Annotated in this window: 23 protein-coding genes; all 23 read right to left on the bottom strand. The window is 41.9% G+C overall.

Going from position 1 to position 22,376, the window contains the following annotated elements:
* Position 1: 1 nt before the first annotated feature.
* Positions 2-901 (bottom strand): methionyl-tRNA formyltransferase, encoded by a 900-nt coding sequence (locus BN8899_RS11285; protein WP_065219511.1) that lies wholly within the window; start codon positions 899-901, stop codon positions 2-4.
* Positions 898-1,533, bottom strand: a complete 636-nt coding sequence (locus tag BN8899_RS11280; protein WP_065219510.1) for a sugar transferase — start codon at positions 1,531-1,533, stop codon at positions 898-900. The genes BN8899_RS11285 and BN8899_RS11280 overlap by 4 nt, the downstream gene beginning before the upstream one ends.
* Positions 1,534-1,563: 30 nt before the next feature.
* The gene (locus BN8899_RS11275) at positions 1,564-4,008 is read right to left on the bottom strand and encodes a GumC family protein (RefSeq protein ID WP_065219509.1); all 2,445 of its coding nucleotides are present in this window, start codon (positions 4,006-4,008) and stop codon (positions 1,564-1,566) included.
* Positions 4,009-4,042: 34 nt separating this feature from the next.
* Entirely contained in the window at positions 4,043-4,837 is a 795-nt protein-coding gene (locus BN8899_RS11270) for a polysaccharide biosynthesis/export family protein (RefSeq protein ID WP_065219508.1), read from the bottom strand.
* A gap of 47 nt (positions 4,838-4,884) precedes the next feature.
* The gene (locus BN8899_RS11265) at positions 4,885-5,313 is read right to left on the bottom strand and encodes a BT0820 family HAD-type phosphatase (protein ID WP_065219507.1); all 429 of its coding nucleotides are present in this window, start codon (positions 5,311-5,313) and stop codon (positions 4,885-4,887) included.
* Between the two features lie 29 nt (positions 5,314-5,342).
* Positions 5,343-7,262 (bottom strand): polysaccharide biosynthesis protein, encoded by a 1,920-nt coding sequence (locus BN8899_RS11260; protein ID WP_065219506.1) that lies wholly within the window; start codon positions 7,260-7,262, stop codon positions 5,343-5,345.
* 120 nt (positions 7,263-7,382) lie between these two features.
* Positions 7,383-8,150, bottom strand: coding sequence for a hypothetical protein (locus BN8899_RS11255; protein ID WP_065219505.1), 768 nt, complete (start codon positions 8,148-8,150; stop codon positions 7,383-7,385).
* A gap of 44 nt (positions 8,151-8,194) precedes the next feature.
* Positions 8,195-8,716, bottom strand: a complete 522-nt coding sequence (locus BN8899_RS11250; protein WP_082987025.1) for a UpxY family transcription antiterminator — start codon at positions 8,714-8,716, stop codon at positions 8,195-8,197.
* 706 nt (positions 8,717-9,422) lie between these two features.
* Positions 9,423-10,133 carry a tyrosine-protein phosphatase gene (locus BN8899_RS11245; RefSeq protein ID WP_065219504.1) on the bottom strand — a complete coding sequence of 237 codons (711 nt, stop codon included), beginning with the start codon at positions 10,131-10,133 and terminating at the stop codon, positions 9,423-9,425.
* 25 nt (positions 10,134-10,158) lie between these two features.
* Positions 10,159-12,522 (bottom strand): GumC family protein, encoded by a 2,364-nt coding sequence (locus BN8899_RS11240; protein ID WP_231932334.1) that lies wholly within the window; start codon positions 12,520-12,522, stop codon positions 10,159-10,161.
* Positions 12,523-12,544: 22 nt separating this feature from the next.
* Positions 12,545-13,321 (bottom strand): polysaccharide biosynthesis/export family protein, encoded by a 777-nt coding sequence (locus BN8899_RS11235; RefSeq protein WP_018337431.1) that lies wholly within the window; start codon positions 13,319-13,321, stop codon positions 12,545-12,547.
* A 10-nt stretch (positions 13,322-13,331) separates the two neighbouring features.
* The gene (locus BN8899_RS11230; protein WP_065219503.1) at positions 13,332-14,498 is read right to left on the bottom strand and encodes a DegT/DnrJ/EryC1/StrS family aminotransferase; all 1,167 of its coding nucleotides are present in this window, start codon (positions 14,496-14,498) and stop codon (positions 13,332-13,334) included.
* Positions 14,499-14,527: 29 nt separating this feature from the next.
* A complete protein-coding gene (locus tag BN8899_RS11225; RefSeq protein WP_026207449.1) occupies positions 14,528-15,208 on the bottom strand; it encodes a PIG-L deacetylase family protein in 681 nt (226 codons plus the stop codon).
* The gene (locus BN8899_RS11220; RefSeq protein WP_065219502.1) at positions 15,198-16,160 is read right to left on the bottom strand and encodes a DapH/DapD/GlmU-related protein; all 963 of its coding nucleotides are present in this window, start codon (positions 16,158-16,160) and stop codon (positions 15,198-15,200) included. The genes BN8899_RS11225 and BN8899_RS11220 overlap by 11 nt, the downstream gene beginning before the upstream one ends.
* The gene (locus BN8899_RS11215; protein ID WP_051082693.1) at positions 16,157-16,732 is read right to left on the bottom strand and encodes a sugar transferase; all 576 of its coding nucleotides are present in this window, start codon (positions 16,730-16,732) and stop codon (positions 16,157-16,159) included. Before BN8899_RS11215 ends, BN8899_RS11220 begins: the two co-directional genes overlap by 4 nt.
* Positions 16,733-16,749: 17 nt before the next feature.
* Positions 16,750-17,202 (bottom strand): acyltransferase, encoded by a 453-nt coding sequence (locus BN8899_RS11210; protein ID WP_065219501.1) that lies wholly within the window; start codon positions 17,200-17,202, stop codon positions 16,750-16,752.
* 49 nt (positions 17,203-17,251) lie between these two features.
* Positions 17,252-18,310, bottom strand: a complete 1,059-nt coding sequence (locus BN8899_RS11205; RefSeq protein ID WP_065219500.1) for a 3-oxoacyl-ACP synthase III family protein — start codon at positions 18,308-18,310, stop codon at positions 17,252-17,254.
* A gap of 10 nt (positions 18,311-18,320) precedes the next feature.
* Positions 18,321-18,560, bottom strand: a complete 240-nt coding sequence (locus BN8899_RS11200; protein WP_065219499.1) for an acyl carrier protein — start codon at positions 18,558-18,560, stop codon at positions 18,321-18,323.
* Positions 18,561-18,565: 5 nt separating this feature from the next.
* On the bottom strand, positions 18,566-19,960 hold the full coding sequence (locus tag BN8899_RS11195; protein WP_065219498.1) for an AMP-binding protein: 1,395 nt from the start codon (positions 19,958-19,960) through the stop codon (positions 18,566-18,568).
* A 6-nt stretch (positions 19,961-19,966) separates the two neighbouring features.
* Positions 19,967-20,725: an SDR family NAD(P)-dependent oxidoreductase gene (locus BN8899_RS11190; RefSeq protein WP_065219497.1), complete on the bottom strand. Its 759-nt coding sequence runs from the start codon at positions 20,723-20,725 to the stop codon at positions 19,967-19,969.
* 5 nt (positions 20,726-20,730) lie between these two features.
* A complete protein-coding gene (locus tag BN8899_RS11185) occupies positions 20,731-21,489 on the bottom strand; it encodes an SDR family NAD(P)-dependent oxidoreductase (RefSeq protein WP_026207450.1) in 759 nt (252 codons plus the stop codon).
* A 5-nt stretch (positions 21,490-21,494) separates the two neighbouring features.
* Positions 21,495-21,725: an acyl carrier protein gene (locus BN8899_RS11180; protein WP_018337443.1), complete on the bottom strand. Its 231-nt coding sequence runs from the start codon at positions 21,723-21,725 to the stop codon at positions 21,495-21,497.
* Between the two features lie 16 nt (positions 21,726-21,741).
* Positions 21,742-22,374 carry a PglD-related sugar-binding protein gene (locus BN8899_RS11175; protein ID WP_065219496.1) on the bottom strand — a complete coding sequence of 211 codons (633 nt, stop codon included), beginning with the start codon at positions 22,372-22,374 and terminating at the stop codon, positions 21,742-21,744.
* Positions 22,375-22,376: the final 2 nt, after the last annotated feature.

Raw genomic sequence — 22,376 nt, 5'->3', positions numbered from 1 at the left:
TTTACTTCAACTTATGGCCTACCAACATCCTTATCCCATCTATATTTTCATAATCCCATATACGAATAATGCCATCCATTCCAACCACATCTATATAGGCATCATGTATCTCACAAATTTGTCCTGGGATACCTATATATTTCTTGTTTTCTAAATAATCCGCCCGCCAAATAATTATCTTATGAACACCGTCATACAAACTAAATGCCCCTGGATATGGCCTAGATACCGCTCTTATTAAGCGTTGTATTTTCTCTACCGGATCTTTCCAATCTATTTGTCCATCTTCCGGACGACGAATTAACAGATAAGTAGCATCCTCTTCTTTTTGTTTGACAAGGACCAAATTTCCTTCAATAATCTTTTTCAACACTTTCGGTATTAAACGAGATAACGCCTCCCCTAACTTTCTTGACACATCAACAGCATAATCGGTATCCTCTATTACATATTCTTCCTGCCCTAAAATATCTCCAGAATCCATTCCTTCATCAATCATAAACAGGCTGCATTTTGTTGCTCGAACTCCTAACAAAACCTGCCAAACCATTGCGGCCCTTCCTCGAAACTTAGGTAACGGAGTCGGATGAAAACCGACAACACCGACCTTTGCACTATCAATAATCTCTTTATTGATTAATTGAGAAAGACCTATTACAAAAATATAATCCGGCACAATTTCTTTTATTAATCGAATATTATCTTCTGAACTAATTTTTTTGAATTTCTTGAATGGAATTCCATACGCTTCCGCTATTTCATGTAAAGGTACATAACCTGATACATTTTCAGAGTACTGGTCATCTAAAGAAAAAACCATTTCTAAAGGAAAACCTAATTTTATCATTTCCCTTAAAGCTATTTCACTTGAATGTACTGAACCAATTAATATACTCTTCATTTTCTAATATTATCATATATTGGGTTCTTATAACTCGATAAGTCTCTATCACTTATATACTTTTCTTCCCCGAATAATATCACCCCAACAGTATTAATTAAAATTTGTAAATCCAATAAGATTGTAAACCTTTCCACATATTCACAATCATATTCGATCCTTCTAGGCCATGACAATAAAACATTGCCTCTTATTTGAGCAAGTCCCGTCATTCCCGGACGCATACTTAATCTCTTCGCTTGATGCTCCGGATACTCATCAACTCTTTGCTGTACAGTAGGTCTAGGACCAACCAAACTCATATCTCCTCTTAATACATTTATCAATTGCGGAGTTTCATCCAATTTGGTCCTTCGAAGAATATTTCCCAAGAAAGTTATTCTTTCCTTATCTTTTTCTATTTTAAAATTCTTCTCGGCATCTCTATCTACTTTCATTGTCCGAAACTTAAGCACCGAAAACATTTTAAAATTTTTCCCCACCCTACCTTGTTTGAAAAAAATAGGTCCAGGCATCAACACCTTTATCAAAACCATAATAACAAACCAAAACAAAGCACATATTATGATTCCAATAAAACTAATAATAATATCAAAGCCCCGTTTTATTAAAAGATTTAGTCTTCTTGTCATATAATAAAACCTAACCACTCTCGTGTCTAACTATTTTTTCTTATTCTCCGCCTCAAAACCATAGCCATAACCATAGCCGTAGCCATAATGTTTGCCATAACCATAACCGTATTTTTTGCCATAACCGTAACCATAAGTATTCTTACGTTTACTCAAGTCAATCCCGTTAAGAACAATCGCCAACTTATCGAAGTTATGCTCGTCTTTGAGAACATTGATATAACAGAAAGCAGCTTTCGGTGTCACGTCCGCACGGCAAACATACACACACATATCAGCCACTCGGCTGATGATAAGTGTATCGATCACCATGCCGATTGGCGCCGTGTCCAACAACACGTAATCATAACGGGACTTCAATTGTTCTATCGCATTATCTAATGCATTGCGAGCCACCAATTCCGTTGGATTCGGGGGTATTGTTCCCCCTAAAAGGATATCTACATTCGAATGAATACCAAAAGGTTGTACGAATTCAAAAAGATCCTTGTCTTCCGGGTTCATCAAATAATTCGAAATTCCCTCTTTCCTTTTTGACAAACCGAAAACCTTGTTCAACCCAGGCTTGCGGATGTCCATACCAACCACGATCACTTTCTTGCCCAAGTACCCCAAACTGACAGCGAGATTTCCAGTCACGAAAGATTTACCCTCTCCGGGCTGCGTGGAAGAGAAAAGGATTACCTTCTGTTCTTTCTGTAACATAAAGAGCAAATTGGTACGCAATCCCCGGAAAGTCTCCTCCATTATGTCATTTTTGTTCTCGCGTACCACGATCGCACCTTTATCGGTGGCCTTGTGCCCACTCAACGGCAACTCTCCCAAAATAGGCACATTCGTCAACTCCACGATATCATCTCGGTTCTCGATCTTGTATTTCAACAACTCCACGACAAAAATGATCCCTACCGGGATAAACAAGCCCGCCACCAGTGCCGCCAGTAAAAAGATGAGTTTTCTCGGGGCTATCGGCTCCTTCCCTGGTAACGGTTCTTCCACGATACGGCCGTTATTAGCCGTGGATGCCAACGTGATCGCATTCTCCTCCCGTTTTTGCAACAACATGATATACAAGGTTGCCTTGATTTCTTGTTGGCGGGAAATAGTCATGAACTCTTTCTCCTGTTTGGGCGTGTTGCTGATTCGGTTCTCGAACTTGCTAGCTTGGCGCTCGATATCCTTTTGGGCAATCTGCAACCCTTCCAAGACACTATTCACGGTTGTTTCCACGCTACGCCTCATCGCATCAATACCCGCATTCAAGTTTATCACCGCCGGGTTGCTTTCCGAAGAGGTTCTCAACAAACGTTTACGCTCGACAATCATCGTGTTGTATTGCTCTATCACCCTTGCCAGATTCTGATCCTGCAATCCCACGTTTGCGGGTATCACCTCTTCCCGGTTTGCGGGATCGTTAATATAGGTTCTCAAAAACTGAACCAAACGAATTTGCGTGGCATTCTCCACACGCTGCTGCTCGTACTTGGAACTCTCTTGCAGGGCCAAACGGGCATCGTTTGTCAAATCCGTCAGACCGGATCGTTGCTTGAAATCCGCAAGTTCACTCTCTGCCGCACCTAGCTCGTGATTTATGATACCGATACGTTCCTCTATAAACTCGGCAGTTTTCTGGGCAACCTCGTTCTTCTCGTCATTCGCATCTTGATTGTAAAACGCCACCAAACGATTGATAAAATCCACTCCCCGTTCCTTGTCCGTGTTATTTACACTGACCTTTGCTATGGTCGTAGTCTTGGAAGAAGGCGTCACGCTTAAATCCTTCATATACTTCTCGGCAGTCTCAATCGGTGTGTTTATAGTAGCACGTAAAGTGATTTCCTCTTCATCCATACACAAGGTATCACCCAACGTAAAACTTAAAACACCCACGGGTGTCGGCAACACCGCCGGTAATTGGTCAAATACCTGTTTCATCTCCCGCTCTTCGCCATCCTGCACGTATTCAGCCACAACAGACAATTTCCCGGATTTGGCAAAGATAAGTTCCAGCCTTATCGGCTCCTCCAGCCTGGAGGATTCTTCCGGAGTCATGTAAACCTGCACCGGGCTATTCTTGTAAAGGGGTATCGCGTAACCGAACACTCGCTTTTTCACCACACGAACATTCAAATTCAAGTCATTCACGACTTTTTTTATCAAAGTACGGGATTTCAATATCTCCACCTCGTTATCAAAATTATTTGTCATGGAAAACATGCCCAAATCTTGAATAGCCGCTAATGGATTATTGCTCGAACCACCCCGTTTGTCCTCCTCCTTGATCAACACGGAACTAGATATGTTATACACAGGCGTTTGGTAACGAAGAAACACGTAAGTGGCAACACAACATATCAACACACTCGCGACGAACCAGCGCCAGTAAAAAAAGTACTTGAATAAAAGAGCAAGGTAATCGATCTCCCGCTCATCAACTTCCGTCCCGTGGTTATTATTCATCCGTTCTTCTATCATCTCTATTGATTTTCAATTTTCAACTTCTTCCTCATTAAAATATATTTACTAACAAACTGGCTATAGATACCAGTATCGATATCGAGCTTATCCAGAGGTTCGTGCTATTACCAATATCGGAGTTCTTCGCCTTCGTCTTGTTCGGGGTCACGTAAATAATATCGTTTTGCTTCAAGTAATAATATGGAGAAGTCACGACTCCCGCGTCGTTCAAATTCAAGCTAATAATCTTACGCTTGCCGTTCACATCCTCTCGGATCAACTTGACTTTATCGCGAACACCGTAGATCGTCATGTCCCCTGCCATCGCCAATGCCTCCAGCACGTTCACCTTCTCGTTGCTGATCGTGAAACTACCCGGGCGAGCGACCTCCCCCAACACGGATATCTTGTAATTGGCCATACGAACCGTAACGATCGGGACTTCTTTCAAATAAGGTTTCAAACGCTCACGGATCAAGTCCTCCGCCTCATTTTTCGTGAGACCACCCACCTCCAAGCGACCGATAACGGGAAAATCAATCTCGCCCTTGTTATTCACCAAGTACTGCTGCATCGTCGGTTGCGTGGTCGTGCTGATGTTGGTCAATGCCGCATTAAGGGGAGTCTGCACCGTCAAGTTGAACGGGGTCGCCGCCTTCGGGTCTGTCGTGTTTATCGTGATACACAACAAGTCTTTCGGCATGATCTTCGCATCATACAAGGGAAGCACCTCCTTGGAATCATTCACGGTATCAGGGTTTTGAAGGTAAGGGACATTTTTGTAAGAGGTACAACTCGACACCAACAGGAGCAATGCCAATAAAAACAATAATCTTTTGATCTTCATATTATTCTGTTATCTTTTATATTTCATGAAACACAAACAACACGGATTTAACGAAACAACCGGGAGAAAAAACCTTTCGGTTTTTCCGGTTCACATCCCAGTTCATATTCGCGCATCAAATCTTCGTAGGAAAGTTTTTTACTCACCATCTCGTAGATCATACCCCAATCCGGTAGACCGCCAAGATTACGGTCATCGATAAAGAGGTCGACCTTCAACTTGCGCGAGAAATGGTTATTTTGTTCTCTTTCCTCCTCCGGGTAATCACGGTTCACGGCATAAAATTCCAAACCCCGCTCACGGCAGAAAGCGACAGCCTCTTCCAAAAGTTTGCCCTCCCGTACGCTCCACAAGATTAACTTGTGCCGTTCCGATTGTAATTTCTTTAACGTCTCTATAGCGAAAGGCAACTCCTTGCCGATCGCCGGGTACTTATGCTCGACGATCGTACCGTCAAAATCCACAGCTATTACCATCTCTTAATCCTCAATTTTTCAACTCTCGTTTATTGTACATCCAACTTCTCGTACTCCGAGTTTTTCGACTTGAACTCCGGCACCACCTGTTTCATCAATCGCACCGTGTCCTCCACCTTCACCACCAGCGCCAGCTCGGCCAGTTTGTCGTAAGCCTCCAAGATATCGCCCCGCCTGTACTCCCGCACCCGGGCCACCCGTATCTTGGTATGCCCTGTCGGGAGGGTATTCTCCTCGTTGCTCAACACCTCCTCGTACAACTTCTCTCCGGGGCGCAACCCGATAAACTTGATCTTGATATCTTCACCCGGGACGTAACCCGCCAAGCGTATCATTCTTTCCGCCAAGTCAACGATTTTCACCGGTTCGCCCATGTCAAAAACGAAAATCTGGTTGCCTGCACTCATCACTGCAGCTTCCATCACCAGACGACAAGCCTCCGGGATCGTCATGAAATAACGGGTGATTCGCGGGTCCGTCACCGTCACCGGGCCGCCTTGCTCGATTTGCTTCCTGAAATACGGAATCACGCTACCGTTACTCCCCAGCACGTTCCCGAAACGAGTCGTGACGAAGCGGGTTTTACCCCCTACTTCCCCGCGTTCCATAGCCAATCCCAAGCTCTGCACGTAAATCTCAGCCAACCGCTTCGAGGCCCCCATCACGTTCGTCGGGTTCACCGCCTTGTCCGTGGAAATCATCACCATCATCTCCACGCCGTACTCCACACAAAAGTCCGCCACCAACCTCGAACCCACCACGTTCACCCGCACCGCCTCGCAGGGATTCTCCTCCATCAACGGCACGTGCTTGTAAGCCGCCGCGTGGAAAACCACCGCCGGGCGAAACTTCTCGAAAGCCATTCGCAAACGTTCCTTCTGGCGGATATCTCCAATAAAAGGACTAAACTTCAATTCCGGGAAATTCCTCTCCAGCTCCAGGCGGAACTCGTGCATCGGAGTTTCAGCGTTATCAAACAAAACCAAATGCCTCACGTCCAACTGTGCCAATTGGCGGCACAATTCGCTGCCGATACTGCCCGCCGCCCCCGTGACCATCACTACCTTGCCGACAAAATGATCAGCGCACTCACGCATGTTTACCTTGATCTCTTCACGCCCCAGTAAATCCTCGACACGTATTTCACGAACGATAGTCTTCTTTAAACCATCGCCCAGCACGTCTACCGGGGGTGTCACCAAATTTTTCAGACCGCAATCCATACAAAAACGCACCAAGCGGTCCGCCTCCCGGCGAGCCTCCTCGTACGAGGGAAACAACAACGCATTGATATTATATTTCTTCACGAAACGTGAAAAATGTTCCTCGTCCTCGAAATAACAAACTGGCAAATCCGATATCACGCAAGACTTCAAATACTTGTCCGAATTCACGAACCCTACCACTTGATAATGCTTGCTCGTGTGCATCCGCTTTTTTAACGCCACGCTTTTATCCCCGCTCCCGTAAACAAGCACCCGGGTTTTACCCGAAACCTCCCGCGAAACAGCGTAATCGTAAACCAGTACCAGCATTATGCGAAAAACGATTAAAACCACTGTCGTCACAAGAAAATCAAGCAAGCAAAAAGCAACAAGATGATGCCCCAACAAATACCTATCGAACACCCAAAGCACGCCTCCTAAAAGAATATCGCTCAAAAATATGAAGAAACACAATCTCCCCATACTTTTCATTGACGCATGGCGGATGATGTTCTTGCTCGTTCCCGAAAGCCAAAAGACTAAAAAAGTGACCACCCCTCCCGCAAACAGTACCGTGGCATAAGCCAGCCAAGACAGGTCCGCTATAAAACTATCAATAAAAAAAAGCGACACTAGCGAACTAGCAAGCGACAAATAGACATCCGCCAAAAGGATCACCTTATAACTCACGTATTTTTTCCTTCCGACCAAATACTTGGACACCTCGTTTATCAAATTTTCCATTTATAAAATGATAAAATTTCTTGTTCTCTAAAAATTTAAAAGAAGCGTCCCCTCCGGTATTTACAGTTTGATCCGGCGCATGAAGTACCGTTGAGGGAGACGCTATTGCCGGGGGTTGCGTTACCCGGCATATTTCTCGTTGCAAGCGGCAAACTCCCGCTTTGCCAATATATTAAACACTCTCGTTTTCATGTCAAAACCATTCTCATGCGACTGCAAAAAACGCTTAACAATCTCCTTCTCCTCCCGTTCCACGCTCACCCGCAAACGAGCCCGTTCCTCCTCCAGCCGTTTATAATCCTCCCCAGGCAACATCATCGCTCCCACCGCATCAATGTACAAGCAAATGGCATCCCACCACGCCAATAAAACCTCTCGGTCACCGCCGCGAATATATCCCAACATCTCCGTCACCAAGCGTCCGGCAAGTTCCCCGCATTCCTCGTCGCCGGCAAAATAGTAACAGTTGCACAACAAACGGCAAATATTCGGCGTCCGGCAAGGCAACACGATCTTCCCGTTCCCCTGCAACGAGAGTATCTTGTACGCCGCGTCCAGACCATTTTTAAGGTAACTCAAGTCCGCGTACAACTGGTAGACATCCATCTTGTCCGCCGCATAACCCGCACGGATTTCCGCATCAACATCACTACATCGCAACTGGCTGGGGTACAAGTGGACGATCGACTTCGCCCGCTCGTGAACATCGCCGGGATTACCGAAATCCCCCTCCAACCACGGGTACACCCGCACCATCGAGTACACCGTCAGGTAACCGTGCAGTAATCCAGACAAGCTCGCCGGGGAATACGACCGGAGATCAAGATTGTCCACTTGCCTGTACAAATCGTGAAACAAACCTTTTTCCATCTGCAATTCTTGATTCATGATTTTAGATTTATGCTTTCAATTCATAAATCAATCTATTTCTTTTACTCTATTTTTTCCAGGAATGAACCCGGGATATAAGACGTGGCAATCGATGCCACTCCCTCCAGGCGGATCACCACCCGCTTGTGCCCCCGCAAGCGAACCAACTCTCCTTCCAGCCCCACCAACGGTCCTTTAACCACCCGGACACGGTCACCCCGCCGGAGATTGTTATTAAACACCTCGATGCCCTCGGGTGAAAAATCCAGCAGGAACATGAAATCCTTCATCTGCTTGTCGGGAACGACCAGGGAACAACGTCCCTCGATATCTTTCAGGTAAACTATATTCAGGGAATACTCGTTGAGCAAGGAGAAACTCGTTGCCTTGTCCGTGCGGATAAAAATCATACCATGAATCAAAGGTACACGAAACGACTTCCGACCAAGCGGTGTTTCCCGGACTTGTTCCTCCAATGGAAGGAAATTCTCGATTTCCAGTTCGTCCAGTTTCTTCTTGATCAATAATTCTTGGTTCACCCGCGTGTGAGCGACATACCAGTGTAATTCCTTATCCCCAATCATGTAAATGTTTATTCTATCAGCCGCCCGGATGCGCTTCGCGCACTAACCCTGTTACCGGTCCTGATTTATTGCCACGTGTTTCATGCGCCCCGCTTAAACAGCACTATGGATTATGGATGCGTGAAAGCTGTTACGATAAACGATATTTTATATCAAAAAATGATCGTTTATTGATATGAACGAAGATCATTTTGAGTCTTCTATCCATAAAATTGTAATCGCTTAATTTCGAGAAATGAAAAAATGCACGAGAAAGATTTGCGATAATAAAAAATGGCGTATATTTGCAACGCAATAAACGATCGATAAATAATACTCTAAAAATCAGGACAAATACTCCTTCTACAGTTCATATTTGCACATGATTATTAGTACATGAACCTACAGAGAACCCACTGTAAACCCAAAGAAGATTAACCCAAATCATACCCCACTCCCGTTGTATCTCCGTTTTTGCCGTAGACATCCTATAATCTTTTATATAGAAACACTAGAGCGAAAACGTCCGCAACACGACAGTGAGAAACGATTACCTCGGATTTTCCACGGTTTCTCTTTGGTTCTTCAGTTAATAAGGGTAAAATATTTCCGGTTCGAAAGAAGCATCGCAAGCAAAGATGGAATTTCAAAAAAAAATATAATAAAAAAACCTCGGGCTTTCCACCCGAGGTTATACTAGTCATTATGATCCGACGTACGGTCTAAATCACAAGTTCATACATTTAAATAAATGAGCGGAATGCTTCGATTTCACGAATTTTTCCAAGTGTTCCACTTGGCGATATGAATGAATATCCCCGGAAAGATAATCTATCGCCCCCGCATCGGCAAGAACCAGTGCTCCTTTTTGAGCCTCTTTCCCGTAAAATCCGACAAAAGACAATAAATTCACCTGCATTCGGCAACCACGTTCTTTCAGAGCCTTCACCCGCTCTAAAATTGCCCCGGCATAGAACGGATAACGTTCCGGATGAGCCAACACGGGATGGTATTCCCGCTCCTGCAAGCGGAAAACGACTTCTTCAAAAGAAGGAGCCGGGGACACGAAGCTATGTTCTATCAAAACCATTCTATCCCGGAACGAAGCTATCGCATCTTGTTCGATCAACTCCAACATATATTCTCCCACCTTATATTCCGCCCCGGCATCCGCATCCAAATGAATATCTTCTTTCAAAAGACGTGCCTTTAGTAAATCCAATCGCTCCCGAATAATCTCCGGGGTGTTCATGGGCGAGGGAAAAGAAATATGAGGGGTAAAAGAAAACCTTTTCACCCCCAGAGCCAACATGCTTTTCACGATAGCAACCGACTCTTCGATCGTCTTCACCCCGTCATCCAATCCCGGCAATATATGGGAATGCATATCATGCTCGTAAAAGAAAAACTGTTTAGGTTCTCTACGGAATAAACTCATGTTATAAATTAAAATAAATCTAAAATTACTTCGAGGCTTTCTTCTTCTTTTCATTTCCTTGACCGTAGCCGTAACCATAACCGTAGCCGTAGCCATAACCATAGCCATAACCGTAGCCATAGCCCCCGGAACGGCTCAACTTAATTCCATTCACCACGATTCCCAGATTTGCCAGACGATCTCCTTTTTCCAAATCGGAAATTACTCTCAATCCTTTTTTGTCCAACACGTTTGCCCGTATCACATACACGCAGGCATCTGCGTACACGCTCAACGAAAAACCATCCGCCAAAATTCCCAAGGGAGGAGTATCCATGATAACATACGAAAATTCTTTCTTTAGATATTCCAACAACACTCCCATACGGGGGCTGGCAACCAATTGTGTCGGATTCGGCGGCACGGTTCCCCCGAATATCACGTAAAGATTATCATCCACTTTCTCCATAATTTTAGCCGGATCATCTTCCATTCCGGCAAGATAAGCCGACAATCCTTTTCTGTTTTCCCGGTTGAAATACTCGTTCAATCGAGGATTCCGCAAGTCACAACCAATAACGACAACTTTCTTGCCAGCTTTGGCATAAGCATTCGCCAAATGAGCCGCAACCAAGGATTTTCCTTCTCTCGGAATCGTGGACGATACCATAATCACGGGAGCTTCTTTCTGCTTGATCAGGTAATTCAAATTTTCCCGGATCAAATGCATCGATTCCGACATCATGAAATCATCCTGGTCAACAGAGGTCTTACCTTCTTGTAACTGTGGCAGTGTTCCCAGTAAAGGCGAATGTATTACTTTTTCTACTTCTGCCACATCTCTAACTTTCGTATCCCATCGATCTTTTAAAATAATTCCTCCTATGGGTAACGCAATCCCGATAAGCATTCCTATAAATAAAATTATTTTTTTCCGAGGCGCCACAGGATTCTCTCCTGGATCTGGATTCTCAATAATTTTAGCCATAGGGACATACATCAACTTCGCGATTTCCGCTTCCTCCCGCTTTTGCATTAAAAACAAAAAGAGATTTTCTTTCAATTCTTGTTCGCGAGCGATGGACCGATATTGCTTTTCCTGCGTTGGTACGGAGGTTAATTTTTTCTCCACAAGTTGGCTTTCCTTCGACAAACTTTTAATTTTTATATCCAACCCTTTTTCTACATTTGCAATCGCCGCTAGAATACTCACTTTTAACTCTCTTAGCTGCATTTCCAATCCCGTTACGATGGGATTACTCGGGCGGGCGGATAATAACAATTTACCTCTCCGAAGCACCATTTCATTATACTTGGCGATCCCACTATTCAATGTTTCATCAGTCAATCCCAGTTGTTCCGGCAATATTTCAAATTCTTTTTCCCCTGCATCTTCCAGATAAGAGCGTACATTTTTGACCACGTCCATCTCTATTTCCATTTTTAACAACTCGGCCTCTGTTACTTTTTTACGTTCCATTACTAATGCTGCATCCGAAGCTAGATTCGTCAACTGATTTTTCTTTTTAAAAGCCTCTGCATCATTTTCGATATCCCCTAATTCTTTATTAATGACCAGAAGGCGATCATTAATAAATTCTACGGTTTTCGCCGAAACCAATTGTTTATCATCAATACCATTTTCATTGTATTTTTGAATAAGAGTATAAAGGAAATCTTTACCGCGCTCCGGAGATACATCCTCTAAAAAAATTTGTACGGCACTCGTATTTTTTTCAAGCAACGTAACTTCCATTCGTTTATGAAAACTATTAGCCGCCGATTCAAATGATTGCATTTTGACGAGTATCTCGTCACCGACTTTGGGCAATCCGATATTCTTCTCTACAGTCATTCTATAATTTCCCATAGGAATAATTTTGGAATACCCTCCTTCAAAAAGCACCTCTTTACTTGTATTACATATTTGGATTTTATCCTCCTCCCCAAATACAAGGTAGAAAGTTGTATCTTTGATATTTTGAGGCAAATCCACGAGAATTTTCACAGGAGAATCTTTATACAATTCCTCATTCCGCATGATATTCTCACGGGTATAATTAATGTTCAATTCCAATTCTTTTACAACATCTCGTATCAAATTTTTTGACATTAATTCGATCATTTCATTTTCAACCAACATATTCCCCTGGAACAATCCCAATTCCTTGAGCATCGGGTTTACCCCGATTTCTCCTTTTTTAGAATCGCTAATCATTACCTTTGCCCCTATTTCATAAATAGGCGTCGTACTAAAACCTATATATAAGGCAATCCCCGCGCACAAAGGAACTGAAATGAAAAACCACCACCAAACGCCCCACACTCTATAAAAAAATGATCGCAAATCAAAATACTCCTCTTCTTCCATTTGGGAAAAAGAGTTATTATCCACGTTATTTGTTTTCATGTATTCACCATTATTATTTACACTACTTCACTATCAAAGTCACAAGAGCCACGATTGTAGACATACTTGATAATATATAAGGCAAAAAAGCACTTACACTTCCACCCGCTATTCTTCCTCGATTAGGTTCTACATACACAACATCATTTTGCTGTAAATAGAAAAAAGGAGAATCTATAAATTCACTGGATGTCAGATCCACCCGTGCAAATATTTTTTCATCCCCTTGTTCCCGCATAATCAATACATTTTTACGTATTGCATTTATTTGTAAATCGCCTGCCATCCCTAATGCATCAAACAAAGAAACTCGTTCACTAACCACTTTATAACTACCAGGATTCCGGACCTCCCCAAGAACAGTTACCTTAAAATTCTGGAATTGAATTGTCACAATCGGATTTTTCAAGTAAACGGATAATTTCTCTTTCAACATTTCTGCCAACTCATTTCTTGAAATTCCTTCCACTTTTAACTTCCCTAATACAGGAAAATCTATCTCCCCTCTTTTGTCTACTAAATAACCTCTAGGAATCTGTTGAGTCGAAGTAGCATTCACCTCACGCCCCAAACCGATCATCGGTGTATTAAAAGGCAAAGCAGACTCAAGATCATCACACGATACAATAATGGATAACAGGTCGTCTGCATGAATAACTGTTTTATACTCGCATTCCGCTTTTATTCGTTTGTTAATATCAACATCCTGCAAATACACGACTTTCTTTCTGGATCCGCAAGAAGCAAATAACATACCCCCGAGCAGAAATAAAATAATCCATCCAAAATTATTATGCATACATTTAAAATTAGGATTTACACATTAAATTCTTTATCACTTTAACAACTCTCTCGATATCACGATTCGTCAATGTCGGCCCGGAAGGTAAACATAATCCGATCTCGAACAACCGTTCACTCGTTCCATTTCCATAAAAAGGAGCGTTCTTAAACACAGGCTGCAAATGCATCGGTTTCCAAAGCGGACGACTTTCAATGTTATCCGCATCCAATGCTAAACGAATATCCTCCCGGGTAAAACCGGCTACCTCAGGCTCCACGGTAATACAAGTCAACCAATAATTTGAACTAAATTCCCCGCCTTCCGGTTGGCACATCACCTGAACACCTTTTACATCTTGCAACAAGCGGAGATACAAATCATGTATATCTTGCCTTTGGGTTATATGTTCATTTAAGACATACATCTGCCCTCTGCCTATTCCGGCACATATATTGCTCATGCGATAATTATAACCTATTTCTTCATGCTGGTAATGAGGCGCTTGTTCTCTTGCTTGTGTGGCATAAAACAAAGCTCGTTTAGCCTGTTCTTCACAAGAACAAATCAAAGCGCCGCCACCCGATGTCGTAATTATCTTATTGCCATTAAACGACAATATGGCATAATCACCAAACATTCCACATCGAACCCCTCTATATGCCGAACCTAACGCTTCTGCCGCATCCTCCAACACGGGAATCCCGTATTTCCTAGCGATGGCCATGATGTCATCCATCTTGCCTGGCATTCCATATAAATGTACCGGAATAATCGCTTTCGGCTTACGTCCTGTCTTTTTTATTCGATCGTTAATAGCCTCTTCCAGTAGTACCGGGTCCATATTCCATGTTTCCCGCTCGCTATCCACAAACACAGGAGTTGCACCTTGGTAAGCAATCGGGTTAGCTGATGCTGAAAACGTGAAACTTTGACAAATCACTTCGTCACCACATCCCACTTTCAACAAGATCAATCCCAAATGCAATGCAGCTGTACCCGCACTTAATACCACCACCCGTTTCCCCTCATTTTCAATTGTTTCGTTTTCAATTAAATAATCCTTTAAAGATTTCTCAAAAGCGTCCACGTTAGGACCTAACGGCACCACCCAATTCGTGTCAAACGCCTCTTGTATAAACTCTTGTTCTCGGCCCCCCATGTGGGCAAGAGACATCCAAATACGTTTATTCATTATGATGTAATTTTACTGTATAGATATGCTTAAGATATAATAATCCTCTCGACCATAAAGGCTTCCGAATATATCTTCTCGATAGTACTGCCTCTATATTTAGCCAAGGCTTCTATTGCCTCTAGTGAACGGCAATGCGGGTAACATTTAGTCTGATTCTTGAAACATTGCAACGCTTCCAACTTTTTCGGTAAAAAATCCGTGACATCGACATAAACATTCGGGACAAACGCATGTCCCCCTTGTTGAGGAGCCCAATTCGTTTCCGATAAAGTTTCATACGTGTATATCTTTTTTATCGAGTAATTATTAATAGGCCGAGCTGAAACAAGGCAAGCCCTGTACAAGACAGCATGATCCACGTGTAGATCGCCAAGCCCAGGAATAAAAATCATTTCCGGCATCAATTTCTCAAAAAGTTTGGAGATTTCCATTGAGATTTTATAAGATGGATAAGTATCCAACCTGGGAGCCGGGAAATCCATGAAAAAAGTATCCTTCACTCCTAAAATTTGATGCGCTTCTTTTGCCTCCCTTCTTACTTTCGCTATTCCTTGTTCCGTGTACAACTCAGGCGCCCCGATGCTTGCGTTCGTGACAATCAAAACATACACATCATTCCCTTCTGCTGCCAGTTTCGCCATTGTCGCTCCGCATCCGAGTATTTCATCATCAGCATGTGGAGCAATTACAAGAACCCTATTTTTCATCCGCTTGGGCATTATTGATCAAACGTTTTAACGTTTTTCGTTCTTGTATCATTTGCTGCAGTTCTATCGCCGGATTACCAGCCACAGTATAGCCACCAGGGATAGATTTCGTGACCACAGAACCCATCCCCGTCGTGACCCCATCCCCAATTTCAATTTGATTTTTTATGATAGAACCGGAACCGATCCAACAATTTTTACCTATTATAGCACTTCCCAAAATGATACTATTGGCTGTTATAATTGAGTTGGTACCGATTATAGTATTATGCCCTATTTGACAACAATGATCTATTTTCACTCCACTTTTTATTATTGTCGCTCCTAAAGTTCCCCGTCCAATAGCCGTGAAGGGGAATACTTGTACACCATCCTCTATAATTAATGAGCCGATTTGAGGAAACATCTCTATTTCTCCATCTTTTTGTATTATCGGACCGAAATCTTCTGTCCCGATTTCCGTTGACGAATATAAAATCACATTTTTTCCTATGTCTACATGGTCATATACATGAACATGTTCTTTAATTACAGATCCTTCATCAATTTTACACATGCCGATGATAGAATATGCCCCGATAGAAACGGATGGATGGATTATGGCTTGCGGGTCAATTATTGCAGTATGGTGAACATTTCCAGGCGGTTGTGTATGTTTATCTCGGACATATTTTTTTATTAAATGAAGAAAATCTTTTAATGGATTGTCCACGTAAATGGTATTCTGTCGTTTTTCTCCTTCAAATTCTACCGGAGCGATCAATAAAATGTCCTCCGGAAAATGATTGAAATCGATGGTTTTATAATACTTTGAAGTGGTAAAGGTAACCGTATTAGGAACTTTATCGGCAAGAGAGGAAAATGAAAAAATATCGAAATCATTTAAATTTTCAATTCGCATATGCAGTTCCTTGGCGAGTTCTATTGATTTAATCTTTAATTGATGTTTCATTTTGTTTGCATAAAAAAGGATTTGAAAGACAGTAAAAATAACTTGCAATCATTCATAAAAGAAAGATTTTCCACGTATTCAATATCAATTGGGATATTATGATTCCAGTCATCGATAAAACGATTTCTGACTTGAGTCAAGCCACTTAGTCCCGGTTTTACAGAAAAGCGTTTCTTTTCATAATCCGTGTAATCGCTATAAGCTTTCGGATAGTACACCAAAGGAGGACGCGGACCTATAAAAGCCATTTCTCCTTTCAAGATATTGATTACCTGAGGTATTTCATCAAGACTTGTTTTTCGGATAAACTTACCGACCTTGGTTACCCTGGGGTTATTGTGATAATTTTCAAAGTCATCCTTTTGATTCATTTTACCCACTCTCATGGAACGAAATTTAATTATCCGGAATACCTTGCCGTTCCTGCCCAACCGTTCCTGTAAAAAGAATGCAGGACCTTTTGTTTCCAATTTTATAAGCAATGGTATGATAAGGAACAATGGGGATAGGCATATTATCGCGATGAAAGAGATAAAAAAATCGATTATTCTTTTAAAAAAATTGGGATACATACTATAATAACGAATGATTAATTTTGCTTTACCAAAGTTCCAAAATTTACGATCTGACTTTTTTCACTAATCTCAATGCCGGTTCGGATTATTCTTGCCGGATTGCCTGCAATCAGGCAATGACTGGGAAAACTTTTAGTAACAACACTTCCCGCCCCGACAAAAACATGGTCACCCAAAGTGATGCCAGGAGTAATTATTGCTCTTCCGCCAATAACACATCTTTTACCGATATAAGTGTCTACTCGATATTTGCCGCGGAAATAATCGTGGGCTAATAACATGACTCCTACTGAAATTTTGGTTTCATCACCAATGTGTATTCCTCGCGGATTTACTTTATCCATATCGATTCTTTGGGAAATTGAAACACCCTTCCCGATATCTACTTTTTTAATGTATTTCAAATAATTTGTATATGTACCACGTACTATTTTGCTGACTCTTTGTCTAAATGTTTTCTTTTCCATGATGATTAATATTGTATTGATAAATAAATATAAATTCACATATACTTGATTATAGCCTGATTATATCTGGTATAATCATTGGTTTAGTTTTTAGAAACATCGTTCCCCAGGTAAGACCGAGACCGAAAGAAGACAGCAGTAATGTTTGGGGATTAGTCGTTAATTGTTCTTTCAACCGGCTAACCATCAATGAAGGCAAAGAGGCGCCTCCCAGGTTGCCGTATTCTTCTAAATTATAGGGAACTTTGGTTGCATCCAATTTAAGTTTTTTCACCACCCGGTCGACAATCATCTTGTTTGCCTGATGGATGAGAAAATAGTCTATATCCATATCCTTGTCAATCCCATAATCTTCCATGAAAGCAGCAACTGTTTGAGGAGGACGAGAGATGGCGAAGGAAAACACATCCATGCCATTTATCAATGTATGGACAGGGGCTCTCTTGATTCCGTTACCAAAATCTTCATAAATAAACGATTCGGGAGTTACCGGCTGGCGAAAACCTCCATGAGGGGTCATCAAGGCGGCTCCTCCTTTTCCCATAGATTGAAAATCAACCCTTATCTCGTCTGCCGCAGTATCATATTCCAACGCAAGAGCCGTTCCGCAATCACCAAACAAGGGAACCCTACTTTTATCTTTAAGGGATCCCATTCTCACAGCAGTATCCCCCACCAGAAGAAGTGCCCTTTTTACACTACCTGCCGAAAGTAGATTAGCCCCAATAGTCATAGCATACATACAACCACAACATCCCATGGGAATATCCATCGTAAAGCAATGTTGAGAAAACCCCATGCGATCCTGCAACAGACAGGAGGTCGGCGGAGTCTTGTAATCACCGGTTACCGATTCAAAAAGGAGGACATCGACACTCTCTTTGTCCCACCCCAACTCATTCAAAAGTTTCTCCCCAGCAGCCTGACAAAGGTCGGAGGCACAAACATCATCCGGTGCCAAGTAACGGCTTTTTATACCCACTGTGTTATTAAAAACCTCTGCATCCTCTGCCGTGAAAAACTCAAAATCTTCCGTTTTCACGACCCGGTCAGGAACACATAGTGAAACTCCCCGAAGTGCTACATTTTTTATATTCCATCTTGCCATACGATAAACATTAAAATTCGATATTATACCTCGTAAGAATAGTTTTTCCTTCCTCGTAAGAAGTCATGTTCATAATATCTTCCGGTTCAAGCATAATATCAAACGCTTCTTCCAAGAAAGCCACAATATTCAGTTGATGTACAGAATCCCATTCTTTCATGTTATCTTTTGAAAAATGATCATTTAAAGCAGATTCTTTCACACCAAAAACCTCTACAAAAGCTTGATTATATTTTTCTATTGCTGCCATATCATTTATATTAATTTGCTATATAATATTTTACCTACTTTACTTTTGGGTATTTCAGGAAGAACTTTTATCTCAAAAGCTGAAGCCACGAGTTTCGTTTTTCCTACCAGTTCGTCTTTTACACTTTCTTTGTATTTGGGGTCTGTAATGTAAACCAGCATTCTTTCGTCTGTTCCCATGCAGGCACAATCAATGGGGTATCTTGATTTTATAATATGCTCACATTCATCCAATCCCACACGCATCCCGAAAAGTTTCAAAAACCGCCCGGTACGCCCCACGATATAATAAAATCCATCTTCATCGCGATAGGCTAAATCACCCGTTCGCAAGAAACCGTTTCTTTCATCACCCAATGCTAAATCTTCTTTTTTCAATGCATATCCCAAGGTCACATTTCGCCCCCGATAACATAATTCCCCCTCCCGATTACATTCCTCGACCACGCTTCCTTCTTCATCAATTAAAAACAATTCTCCATTAGGAATAGCCCTGCCAATACTACCACATTTAGACATCGCAAATTCCGGCGACAAATATGCCATTCGAGCGGTTCCCTCAGTTTGTCCATAAGTTGCAATCCAACGCTTCCCTGTTTTTTGAGTATATTCCACAAATTGCAGATTCAACTCCCTGGAAAGTTTTCCCCCACCCTGCGTCAATAATTCTAAATCGGGCAAGTCCATTTTAAAGAAACGCATCAGACGCAAAATTTCGAAACTATACGGCACTCCCGTGAAACTCGTCGCATTCTTTTCTTTCAAAAACATCCAAAACTCCCGTTGAGTCATGCTTAAATTGGTTACAAGAATCGTTGCACCTACATACAAATGGCTAAAAACGACTGATAATCCCATCGTGTAATATAAAGGCAACACCAACAACGGACGGTCTCCTGCTTTCAAATTAAAAAAAGTCGAGATATTCAGAGCAGAAGCCTCTATATTCTCAAAGCTATGCCGTACTAACTTAGGGCTTCCCGTGGAGCCTGACGTGGGAAGAAGGTGAGATAATTCTTCATATACCGGATAACGCTTATTACCCGTTTCCAATAAAGCATATCCCCATCGTTCCGTCTTACATTCAAATCCATACTCTACCGCACCTTCTGCCGGTACACAGAGAAAAGCCGGTCTATATATAGCATACAAATTCTCGAACAAATCCTTATCTGTCTGGGAATTTAACAATAACGGAATGATCCCGTTATTGATAAGACCTATACTCCATGCTATTCCCCCCGTGTCATTGCCAGCGAGCAAGAATACAACAGAACGAACAGGAATTACTTTTACAAGTTCTTCTGAAAATTCCACCAGCCCCCCATAGCTTAGCTCGTTACCCGCAGAGTCTATCACTGCAATGGAGCCGACCTCGTGTTTATCTATATTTAAAATCATTTCTGTCTATATTGAGGCGCAACCATCGACACCTAAAATTTGTCCCGATATATAAGATGACCGATCTGAAGCTAAAAAGGCACATGCATTAGCAATATCTTCCGGATTACCTAATCGCCCAAGAGCTATTCTCCTAATCCGCTCGTCAATCTTATCTCCAGTAGCCTCATATAATTCCGTGAAACGTTCCGTTTTTATAATCCCAGGAGCAACGGCATTAACTCTTATTCCACTCGGGGCTAACTCTTTAGCTGCCGACTTCGTCACCGAAACAATAGCTCCTTTCGTAGCAGAATAAGCTACTTGTCCCGGAGAACCTAACATGGCCGTAACCGATGCCATATTAACAATAGACCCCCTCTTATTGCGAGCCATCAGACGAGCTGCCAATTGTATCATTTCTATCACGGCTATCACGTTGATTTTAAACATCAATTCCATTTCTTCCCTAACAATCATGCCTAATTTTTTATTAAACACCACTCCGGCATTATTAATCAACGCATCTATTTTCCCCTCTTTTTTATTAATAGCCATGAAAGCATTTTTCACTTCTACCGTATCCGTGATATCAAAATATAACGGAATTACTTTCGTTACGTATTTCCGAGAACACTCCTCCGACCATTCGTTCATACTGTTAGGCTGTCTGTCACAAGCATACACGATTCCACCATCTGCAGCAAATTGTTCTGCAATAGCCTTTCCAATTCCCTGTGCCGCTCCGGTAATAATACAAACCTTGTTTTGCAATAATTGTTCCATACACGTTAGCTTAAAGTCATGCCACCATCTATCTTTAAAGCCGTACCTGTTACCCAAGATGAAGCATCTGATAATAGATAAATAATAGCCAAAGCCACATCTGCCGGCTTACCAAATCTCCCCAATGGATAATTCAATAACTCTTTTTGACGCTGTTCATCTGTAAACTGACCGGCATGAGTTAAATTTGTTTCTACCATACCGGGATTAACGCTATTGCATCTGATTCCCCGAGGACCTAGTTCCAAAGCCACTGTCCTCATAAATGCATCGACCCCACACTTTGTGGTCGCATAAATTGCATTCCCCGGAGAAACACGATAAACACCACCCGCCGAAGCCGTGAAAACTAAAGAAGAACCCTTACTGACTTTTCTCATTTTCACGAGATATTTAGTCAATAACATCGGAGCAATTAAATTAATACGTTGAATTCTCTCGATCTCATCTGTCGTGATAAACTGTGTTAACGCCAGTTTCATCACTCCGGCATTACAAACAAATCCATCCAGACCGGGAATAAACGTGATTAACTCTGCTATTTCCCGCTCCTCTGTAAGATTTGCCCTATAATAAATATGTTCTTGACCGGAATTATTATCAAGGGAAGCTAAAGTTTCCTTCAGCCCTTCTTCATTGATATCCGTCATAATTACCCTCGCACCAGACTTGGCACATTCCACGGCTATTGCCCGCCCTATTCCCCCTGCCGCTCCCGTTACTAAAATAACTTTACCGGAAAGAGAAAACGGATTATATGACACATCCACTATTGTTTTGCCTTTACATGAATAAAAAGATCGTTTATTGTTCCGGCATTCCGAATGTCCTCTCCCTGGATTGTGATTCCATACTCTTCATCAACCATTCCAATTATAGAAAGAGCTATTAAAGAATCCCATTCCTTTAATTGTTTAAATTGTGTTTCAGCGGTAAATTCACATCTATCCGTTTCATTAAATTGTTCCGCTACCAGTTCTACAAATTTCAATATTTCCATCATTATATATTTTTAATTATAAACTCATTATTTTAGCGGGATTTCCCATCACAGTTGTTCCTTCTTTCACTTTTCTTATGACGAAACTACAAGCAGCAACTTTTGCTCTATTTCCAATAACAACTTTATGATTCAAAACAGCCGATGTATGTATTGTCGCTTCATCTTCTATCTTTATTCCCCCAACACAAGTCACATGTGTATCGATTCGATTCCAGTCACCAATTATAGCGTCATGCCCTACAATACTATAGCTTTGAATAAGATTGTAATTCCCCATTCGTGAATCCGCACCCAATGCCACATAAGCACCGACAACATTACCAGTCCCCAATTTTACATTAGTTCCGACACGTGCGGTAGAGTGAATAATATTTCTAAATACGCCTCCTCTAGCTACTATTTTTTCGCAACATATTTTCTTTGCATTCCCCCCCATCGAACAAGTAAAAACATCATTCTGTTGAGGAATATACTCATTAATCATACCCAGCATTGGTGGATAATTTTCAAAACCATCTAATGCATGAAGGTTATCATCAATAAAACCTTTTATAATAAACTCTTTTCCATACCCTATACTTTCCCTTATCCAATCAAAAAAAGTGCGTCCCATTCCTCCAGCTCCAATAATGACCAATTCTTTCATAA

Origin of the sequence: Butyricimonas sp. Marseille-P2440, assembly GCF_900091675.1 — a bacterium.
Taxonomy (GTDB): Bacteria; Bacteroidota; Bacteroidia; order Bacteroidales; family Marinifilaceae; genus Butyricimonas; species Butyricimonas synergistica.
This window is presented reverse-complemented; position numbering and strand designations above follow the sequence as displayed.

What these genes read in the sequence shown, in the direction of transcription:
- BN8899_RS11260 (WP_065219506.1), bottom strand. Translation starts at nt 7,262, where the DNA reads ATGGAAAATTTGATAAACGAGGTGTCCAAGTATTTGGTCGGAAGGAAA.
- BN8899_RS11275 (WP_065219509.1), bottom strand. Translation starts at nt 4,008, where the DNA reads ATGATAGAAGAACGGATGAATAATAACCACGGGACGGAAGTTGATGAG.
- BN8899_RS11280 (WP_065219510.1), bottom strand. Translation starts at nt 1,533, where the DNA reads ATGACAAGAAGACTAAATCTTTTAATAAAACGGGGCTTTGATATTATT.
- BN8899_RS11245 (WP_065219504.1), bottom strand. Translation starts at nt 10,133, where the DNA reads ATGAGTTTATTCCGTAGAGAACCTAAACAGTTTTTCTTTTACGAGCAT.
- BN8899_RS11210 (WP_065219501.1), bottom strand. Translation starts at nt 17,202, where the DNA reads ATGGAAAAGAAAACATTTAGACAAAGAGTCAGCAAAATAGTACGTGGT.
- BN8899_RS11235 (WP_018337431.1), bottom strand. Translation starts at nt 13,321, where the DNA reads ATGCATAATAATTTTGGATGGATTATTTTATTTCTGCTCGGGGGTATG.
- BN8899_RS11225 (WP_026207449.1), bottom strand. Translation starts at nt 15,208, where the DNA reads ATGAAAAATAGGGTTCTTGTAATTGCTCCACATGCTGATGATGAAATA.
- BN8899_RS11240 (WP_231932334.1), bottom strand. Translation starts at nt 12,522, where the DNA reads ATGAAAACAAATAACGTGGATAATAACTCTTTTTCCCAAATGGAAGAA.
- BN8899_RS11190 (WP_065219497.1), bottom strand. Translation starts at nt 20,725, where the DNA reads ATGGAACAATTATTGCAAAACAAGGTTTGTATTATTACCGGAGCGGCA.
- BN8899_RS11220 (WP_065219502.1), bottom strand. Translation starts at nt 16,160, where the DNA reads ATGAAACATCAATTAAAGATTAAATCAATAGAACTCGCCAAGGAACTG.
- BN8899_RS11200 (WP_065219499.1), bottom strand. Translation starts at nt 18,560, where the DNA reads ATGGCAGCAATAGAAAAATATAATCAAGCTTTTGTAGAGGTTTTTGGT.
- BN8899_RS11180 (WP_018337443.1), bottom strand. Translation starts at nt 21,725, where the DNA reads ATGGAAATATTGAAATTTGTAGAACTGGTAGCGGAACAATTTAATGAA.
- BN8899_RS11255 (WP_065219505.1), bottom strand. Translation starts at nt 8,150, where the DNA reads ATGAATCAAGAATTGCAGATGGAAAAAGGTTTGTTTCACGATTTGTAC.
- BN8899_RS11230 (WP_065219503.1), bottom strand. Translation starts at nt 14,498, where the DNA reads ATGAATAAACGTATTTGGATGTCTCTTGCCCACATGGGGGGCCGAGAA.
- BN8899_RS11215 (WP_051082693.1), bottom strand. Translation starts at nt 16,732, where the DNA reads ATGTATCCCAATTTTTTTAAAAGAATAATCGATTTTTTTATCTCTTTC.
- BN8899_RS11195 (WP_065219498.1), bottom strand. Translation starts at nt 19,960, where the DNA reads ATGATTTTAAATATAGATAAACACGAGGTCGGCTCCATTGCAGTGATA.
- BN8899_RS11285 (WP_065219511.1), bottom strand. Translation starts at nt 901, where the DNA reads ATGAAGAGTATATTAATTGGTTCAGTACATTCAAGTGAAATAGCTTTA.
- BN8899_RS11270 (WP_065219508.1), bottom strand. Translation starts at nt 4,837, where the DNA reads ATGAAGATCAAAAGATTATTGTTTTTATTGGCATTGCTCCTGTTGGTG.
- BN8899_RS11250 (WP_082987025.1), bottom strand. Translation starts at nt 8,716, where the DNA reads ATGATTGGGGATAAGGAATTACACTGGTATGTCGCTCACACGCGGGTG.
- BN8899_RS11175 (WP_065219496.1), bottom strand. Translation starts at nt 22,374, where the DNA reads ATGAAAGAATTGGTCATTATTGGAGCTGGAGGAATGGGACGCACTTTT.
- BN8899_RS11205 (WP_065219500.1), bottom strand. Translation starts at nt 18,310, where the DNA reads ATGGCAAGATGGAATATAAAAAATGTAGCACTTCGGGGAGTTTCACTA.
- BN8899_RS11265 (WP_065219507.1), bottom strand. Translation starts at nt 5,313, where the DNA reads ATGGTAATAGCTGTGGATTTTGACGGTACGATCGTCGAGCATAAGTAC.